At 44.8% G+C, this 6,671-nt stretch carries 5 protein-coding genes; 2 read left to right on the top strand and 3 right to left on the bottom strand.

The window, feature by feature from the left end:
* Window positions 1–341: 341 nt before the first annotated feature.
* From coaD to ssb, 3 genes are all read right to left on the bottom strand, one after another.
* A complete protein-coding gene (gene coaD / locus ABFQ95_06945) occupies window positions 342–857 on the bottom strand; it encodes a pantetheine-phosphate adenylyltransferase (protein ID MEN8237257.1) in 516 nt (171 codons plus the stop codon).
* Window positions 857–3,586, bottom strand: coding sequence for a DNA gyrase subunit A (gene gyrA, locus ABFQ95_06940; GenBank protein ID MEN8237256.1), 2,730 nt, complete (start codon window positions 3,584–3,586; stop codon window positions 857–859). The genes coaD and gyrA overlap by 1 nt, the downstream gene beginning before the upstream one ends.
* Before the next feature lie 172 nt (window positions 3,587–3,758).
* Window positions 3,759–4,340: a single-stranded DNA-binding protein gene (gene ssb / locus ABFQ95_06935; GenBank protein MEN8237255.1), complete on the bottom strand. Its 582-nt coding sequence runs from the start codon at window positions 4,338–4,340 to the stop codon at window positions 3,759–3,761.
* A gap of 262 nt (window positions 4,341–4,602) precedes the next feature.
* On the opposite strand from ssb, the gene ABFQ95_06930 reads away from it, so the two are divergent.
* Both ABFQ95_06930 and rlmB read left to right on the top strand, forming a co-directional pair.
* Window positions 4,603–5,769 carry an ATP-binding protein gene (locus tag ABFQ95_06930; protein ID MEN8237254.1) on the top strand — a complete coding sequence of 389 codons (1,167 nt, stop codon included), beginning with the start codon at window positions 4,603–4,605 and terminating at the stop codon, window positions 5,767–5,769.
* Window positions 5,770–5,798: 29 nt separating this feature from the next.
* A complete protein-coding gene (gene rlmB, locus ABFQ95_06925) occupies window positions 5,799–6,524 on the top strand; it encodes a 23S rRNA (guanosine(2251)-2'-O)-methyltransferase RlmB (GenBank protein ID MEN8237253.1) in 726 nt (241 codons plus the stop codon).
* Window positions 6,525–6,671: the final 147 nt, after the last annotated feature.

Genomic DNA, 6,671 nt, shown 5'->3' with positions numbered 1-6,671 from the left:
GTCAGAGGTCAGAGGTCAGAGGTCAGAGGTCAGAGGTCAGAGGTCAGAGGTCAGAGGTCAGAGGTCAGAGGTCAGAGGTCAGAGGTCAGAGGTCAGAAAATTTTCACTTAAAAAAGTGGCATTGTCAACAAAAATATACATTAATTATAAATTTAAAAACCTGATATTTCGAACATCTGATTTCGAACATCTGATTTCGAACATCTGATTTCGAACATCTGATTTCTGACATCTGATCTCTGACATCTGATCTCTGACATCTGATTTCTGACATCTGATTTCTGACATCTGATCTCTGACATCTGATCTCTGACATCTGATCTCTGACATCTGATCTCTGATCACCGTACCCCAAATTTTGCATCTAACTGCTGCTTTACAAGATTGGAAATAAACGGCGAAACATCCCCTCCAAGACGGGCAATTTCCTTAATAAATTGTGAAGAAACAAATTGAAACCGGTCTGAGGCCATTAAGAAAACCGTCTCAACCTCAGGGGCTAAGTGCTCGTTCATGGAAGCCATTTTGAATTCATACTCAAAATCTGAAACAGCCCTAAGGCCTCGAATGATAATTTGCGAGCCCAATTTTTGCACGAAATCGACTAGCAAAATTTCAAAAGACATTACCTCAATAATTGTCTCTAAATTAGGCTGATCCTGCTTTAGTTGCTCAATATCACGGGCTACCATATCAAAGCGCTCTTGATGGGAAAACAATGGTCGCTTACCCCCATTTTGCGCCACGGCTACCACCAAACGATCCACCAGCGGACAGGCTCGTTGTACGATATCAAGGTGCCCCTTGGTAATCGGATCAAAAGTTCCTGGATAAACAGCTACCCTTTCTGGGGTCATTAAACTGAATCCGGCGTTGGATTGCTTTCATTATCACTGTCGTCGTCACCATCTTCTTCAATTCGCGCCACTGACACGACACTTTCGTCTTTTCCGACTCTAAATAGAGTCACACCCTGAGTACGTCTTCCTGCGATACGAAGGTCATTGACGGGGCAGCGAATCAACTGCCCTCCATCAGTCACCAACATCAATTGGTCATGGTTGCAAACAGGAAAGGAAGCAACAATATTACCATTCTTTTTTGTCAAATCCATATTGGCAAGCCCCTGACCTCCACGGCCCGCAGTGCGATATTCGTAAGCCGATGTTCGCTTACCAAAGCCCTTGCTGGTAGCTGATAAAATAAACTGCTCTTGGGACGATAGTTCTGCAAATCGTTCATCAGTAAGTCTGATGTAGTTCTCATCTGCATCAGTAGCTTCTTCTTCTTCTTCATGATCATCATGACTGCGGCGCAAACGGGCAACTTGACGCAGATACGCATCTCTCTCTTCGGTTGTAACTTCAACTGGGCTTAGGATTGACATGGAGATCACTTCATCCTCTCCCGACAACTTCACACCTCGCACACCGGTAGATCTGCGCCCTGCAAACAACCGTATAGCAGTTGCGGCAAATCGAATGCTCTTACCGTTTCGAGTCGCCAAGAATACATCATCGGCCTCATTACAGGTTTGCACCGAAATGAGCTTTTCATTGTCACCCAACTTCATGGCAATTTTACCGTTGGCTTGAATATTGACAAAATCAGACAACACATTACGGCGGACGCTCCCATGCGAAGTAGCAAACATCACATGTAATTTTTCCCAATCGGCCGTATCTTCGGGCAAGGGCATAACTGCTGAAATCTTTTCTCCCCTTTTCAAAGGCAGTAAATTGACAATAGCTTTGCCTTTAGCCTGCGGTGTGCTTTGAGGTAAGCGATGCACCTTCAGTTCGTAGGCAATACCGCGGTTTGAGAAAAACAGCAAAGGAGTATGGGTATTAGCCACAAACACCCGCGAAACAAAATCTTCATCACGGGTAGACATTCCAGAGCGTCCCTTACCGCCGCGCTTTTGTGCCCGGTAGGTTGTCAAAGGAACTCGTTTTACATAACCATTGTGGCTGAACGTCACAACCATGTCTTCTTTTTGGATTAGATCTTCTATCTCCGCTGTGAAATCACCTTCCTGAATTTCTGTGCGCCTAGGGGTGGCAAACTTTTCTTTGACCTCAAGCATCTCTTCGCGAATAATCCGCATCACCCGCTCACGCGACCCAAGAATGTTTAAATAGTCTTTGATGGTTTCCACCAAAGCCTTAAGCTCATCACCAATTTTCTCGCGCTCTAGTCCCGTCAAGCGATGCAAACGCAAATCAAGAATTGCTTTAGCTTGTAGAGCGCTTAGTTTATAAGTTCCAGATTCTGATGTTTCTCGCCCAGGTTCTGCCAGTTCTAGCAAAGGCTCAACCCCACTTGCTGGCCATGTGCGAGCCATCATCTGCATCTGGGCAGTAGATGGGTCAGGTGCGTGACGAATCAGTTTAATCATCTCATCAATATTGGCAACCGCAATTGCCAAACCAACCAAAATGTGAGCTTTCTCACGCGCCTTTTTTAGTTCATAACGCGTACGCCTGATGATCACTTCTTCCCTAAATTCGATAAAAGCGCGAATGATCTCTAGCACTGTCAAGATCTGCGGTCGACCATTGAGCAGCGCAACGATGTTAGCGCCAAAAGAAGTTTGCAGCGGAGTATGGGTATACAACTGATTCAACACAACATCGGCCATAATGTCACGCTTGAGTTCAATAACCACACGAACCCCATCGCGATCAGATTCATCACGTAAATCGGAAATACCCTCAATCACCTTTTGTTGGACTAGGTGAGCAATTTTCTCAACCATTTTGGCCTTGTTCACCTGATAGGGAACTTCTGTGACAATAATCGCCTCACGGTCCTTGCGCAGTGTGACTATCTCAGTCTTGCCCCGCATCATGATACCACCTCGGCCTGAGCGGTAAGCCTTGTTAATCCCATCCCGGCCCACAATAATACCACCTGTGGGAAAATCAGGTCCTGGTACATGCGCCATCAACTCATTCAAAGTAATCTCAGGATTTTCAATATAGGCACAACAAGCATCAATGACCTCACCAAGGTTATGAGGCGGAATGTTGGTTGCCATTCCCACCGCAATTCCCCCAACGCCATTAACCAACATATTGGGAAAACGTGCCGGTAAAACTTTGGGTTCTTGGATGGTGTTATCGTAGTTGGGCTGAAAATCGACGGTATCCTTATCGATCCCTTCTAATAACGCATGGGCTGATTTGGCAAGTCTCGCCTCTGTGTAACGAGAAGCCGCCGCATTATCACCATCCATTGATCCAAAGTTACCGTGACCATCAATAAGTGGCAAACGCAGTGAAAAGTCTTGCACCATGCGCACCATGGAGTCATAAATTGCCGCATCACCATGTGGATGATACTTACCCATGACTTCTCCGACAATACGCGCCGATTTACGGTATGGCTTGGTGTGATCAAATCCAGCTTCTTTCATGGCGTACAAAATACGCCGGTGCACAGGTTTTAGACCATCTCGAACATCAGGAAGAGCTCGACTCACGATGACACTCATCGCATAGTCAAGGTATGAGCGTTGCATCTCCTCTTCAATGGTAACAGTATGAATATCTTGTGCAGGAGCGTTGGGTGTTGGTGTAGTCACTGGAAATCCTTTATTATGCTATTAGAAACAAGGCTAGATTGTATACTGAAGTGAAATCAAAACCTCTGTTTTCTGATACGCTCGAAGTGCTCATTTACCAAAGTAAACTGCAAGCTTCTCGCTATCATTAAACTAGAGGTTTTGATTTCAGGAGATTATACTCTCAAAAATCCTAAAAAGGAACCTCATCATCCAACTCGGGTTCACTCTGAGACGGCGTTGAAGGAGCAAAAGGCTCAGGTGTTGGAGACGCCTTAGGAGGCGCAGCGCTTCCCACAGCTGGAGCAAATGGCGCTGCGGCAGGTGCAGATGGGGGGGCAGTTGATCCGAATGCACCCAAAGTGTTCGCTCCTGTATCTTGCGATGTAAACGCCGATGCACCACCAGCATCCATATTGTCAGATCGATTGCTCAACATCACAAATTCACCTCTAAATTGCGGAAGCACCACTTCAGTCGTGTATTTCTCGACACCTTGCTGGTCCGTCCATTTACGCGTTTGCAATTGGCCTTCAAGATAAATCTTTGTCCCTTTGCGTAAATACTGCTCAGCAATTTCTGCCAGTTTCTCGTTGAAGATAACAACACGATGCCACTCGGTACGCTCACGGCGCTCACCTGTCATGCGATCTTTCCAAGTCTCAGTCGTCGCCAAGGAAAAGGTCGCAATTTTCCTGCCATCTTGGGTTTGCCGCATTTCAGGATCACGCCCCAAGTTTCCGATCAATTGTACTTTGTTTAGATATCCTGCCATCGTTTTCTTCCTATCTAGTCCGTTACTAAAATTCCCTCTACCCTCTTATACGAGAATATTGGCCAACCTTCCAGGACTTTTTGCAGCCAAGATCAGTCTATACCTATGCTAGAGACGCATAATCCCTAAAATCATGAAATCCCGAAAAATGTAACATCAAATATGGGTATTTCAAAGTTGTACTTTGAAATGCACACAAAACTAATGTACACTATTGATGCACACTGGCGCCATAACACGTTTAATGGATTCAATGAAAACCATGTTTAATAGAATTATTAATCCAACCCTCAAACAAACCGTAGAGGAATTTCCCGTTACTGTTTTAACTGGTCCCAGGCAAAGCGGAAAAACAACTGTACTAAAAACACTTTTTCCAGAATTCGAATACATTAATCTTGAGGCTCCCGACATAAGATCCCGGGTTCAAGCAGATCCCAGAGATTTTTTTGCTCGCCGCAGACCTGGCTGGATCATTGATGAAGCCCAGCAATATCCAGAATTATTCTCCTATGTGCATGACTTTATTGAAACACAAAAACACAACACAAAGTGGATTCTTTCTGGATCGCAAAATTTCTTGTTATCAGCCAACATTTCACAAAGCCTTGCTGGAAGAGCAGCCATTCTGGAGTTGTTACCTCTTACATATTCGGAATACACAACGTATCCAAACATCACGGCACAAAATCTTTGGTCATACCTCTATCATGGAAGCTACCCCAGACCCTACCACGAAAAGATGTCAATCAACAGATGGTACAACTCCTATATCATGACGTATATCGAACGAGATGTCAGAAGCTTAATCCAGATTAAAAATCTCAACCAGTTTCAAATTTTTCTGCAACTTTGCGCGGGACGCCATGGACAAATTTTAAACTTGAACGCCATCGCTCAAGCAACAGGGATATCTCAACCCGCAGCACGGCAATGGCTTAGTATTTTGGAGGCTAGCTATCTAGTGTATTTGTTAAGGCCCTATCACCAAAATTTCAACAAACGCATTATTAAATCTCCCAAGCTTTACTTTTATGATTCAGCCATTGTTTGCCAACTACTCGGCATTGACTCTCCAGAACATTTGCAGTTTCACGCCAGTCGTGGAGCCATTTTTGAAGGCTTCATACTTTCTGAAATTATCAAACAAAGCCTGGCAATGGGCCGCCCTCCCCGCCTCTACTTTTGGCGAGATCAAACAGGGCATGAAATTGATGGAGTAATTGAAAAAGGCCCAGATAATCTAGGAGTTGAAATTAAATCAACAGCAACATTTCACCCATCGTTGTTGAAACGACTAAATGACTGGGCAAAAATTAGCGGTACCTCCACACAAAACCTATACCTAGTATACGCTGGAGATGAGGCTTTCACCATTAAAGGCATTAATATTATCCCCTGGAAACAGGCGGTTCAACTTGGAGCGTAAGCAATGAAACTAAAGCAAAAGCAACAGCCATGAGCAAACAGCAGTATTATCTATATGGTCTACACGCAGTACAAGCAGCACTCAACAACCCAAAACGTAAATGTCATGGGCTCTGGGCCACCAAAGAAGCATTGCAATCTCTATCGATCCCCCAACCACTTAAAGTAAAAACCACCCAGCGACGCGAGATAGATCAACTTGTGGGAGCAAACATCACACACCAAGGTGTCGCTCTGAATCTAGAACCTCTACCTGGAGTTTATCTGGAAACCTATCTGCAAGCTTGCCCTAAACAAACGTTCTGCGTCGTACTCGATCAAGTCACTGACCCACACAACATCGGTGCAATCTTGCGCTCAGCAACAGCCTTTGGAGCCAGCGCTCTCATTTATCCAGAAAAAAATGCCCCCGATGGCAATAATAATATTATTGCCAAAGTCGCCTCGGGCGCATTAGAGCATACCCCACTCATCATTGTCACCAATCTAGGACGTACCCTTGAAACGCTTAAACAGCACGAGTTCTGGTGTACTGGTCTTGATGAAAGCGGTCAAAGTATTTTACAAACCACACCCTTTTCCCAGCGTACAGCCATTGTACTTGGCGCCGAAGGCAAAGGCCTGAGACGTTTAACCAGAGAAAATTGTGATTTTTTGGTCTCACTTCCAACAGAAGAGGTGTTTCCAACCCTTAATGTCTCAAACGCCGCTGCCGTGGCATTTTATGAATATAAACGCCAGACCATGCAGGGATAACAGACCAACATAACTTATTATCCTGAATTCCCGGGACTGGGTTAGTCGCATTTCGCTAGAATTCCTGCTAATCCTTGTTTGTTAATTTTTTCCCAAAATTGAGACCAACGCCCCTTGGTTTTTACAATAGCTCTTAAGGAAATCACT

The sequence above is a fragment of the Pseudomonadota bacterium genome, from assembly GCA_039714795.1.
In the GTDB taxonomy this organism is placed as follows: domain Bacteria; phylum Pseudomonadota; class Alphaproteobacteria; order JAGOMX01; family JAGOMX01; genus JBDLIP01.
This window is presented reverse-complemented; position numbering and strand designations above follow the sequence as displayed.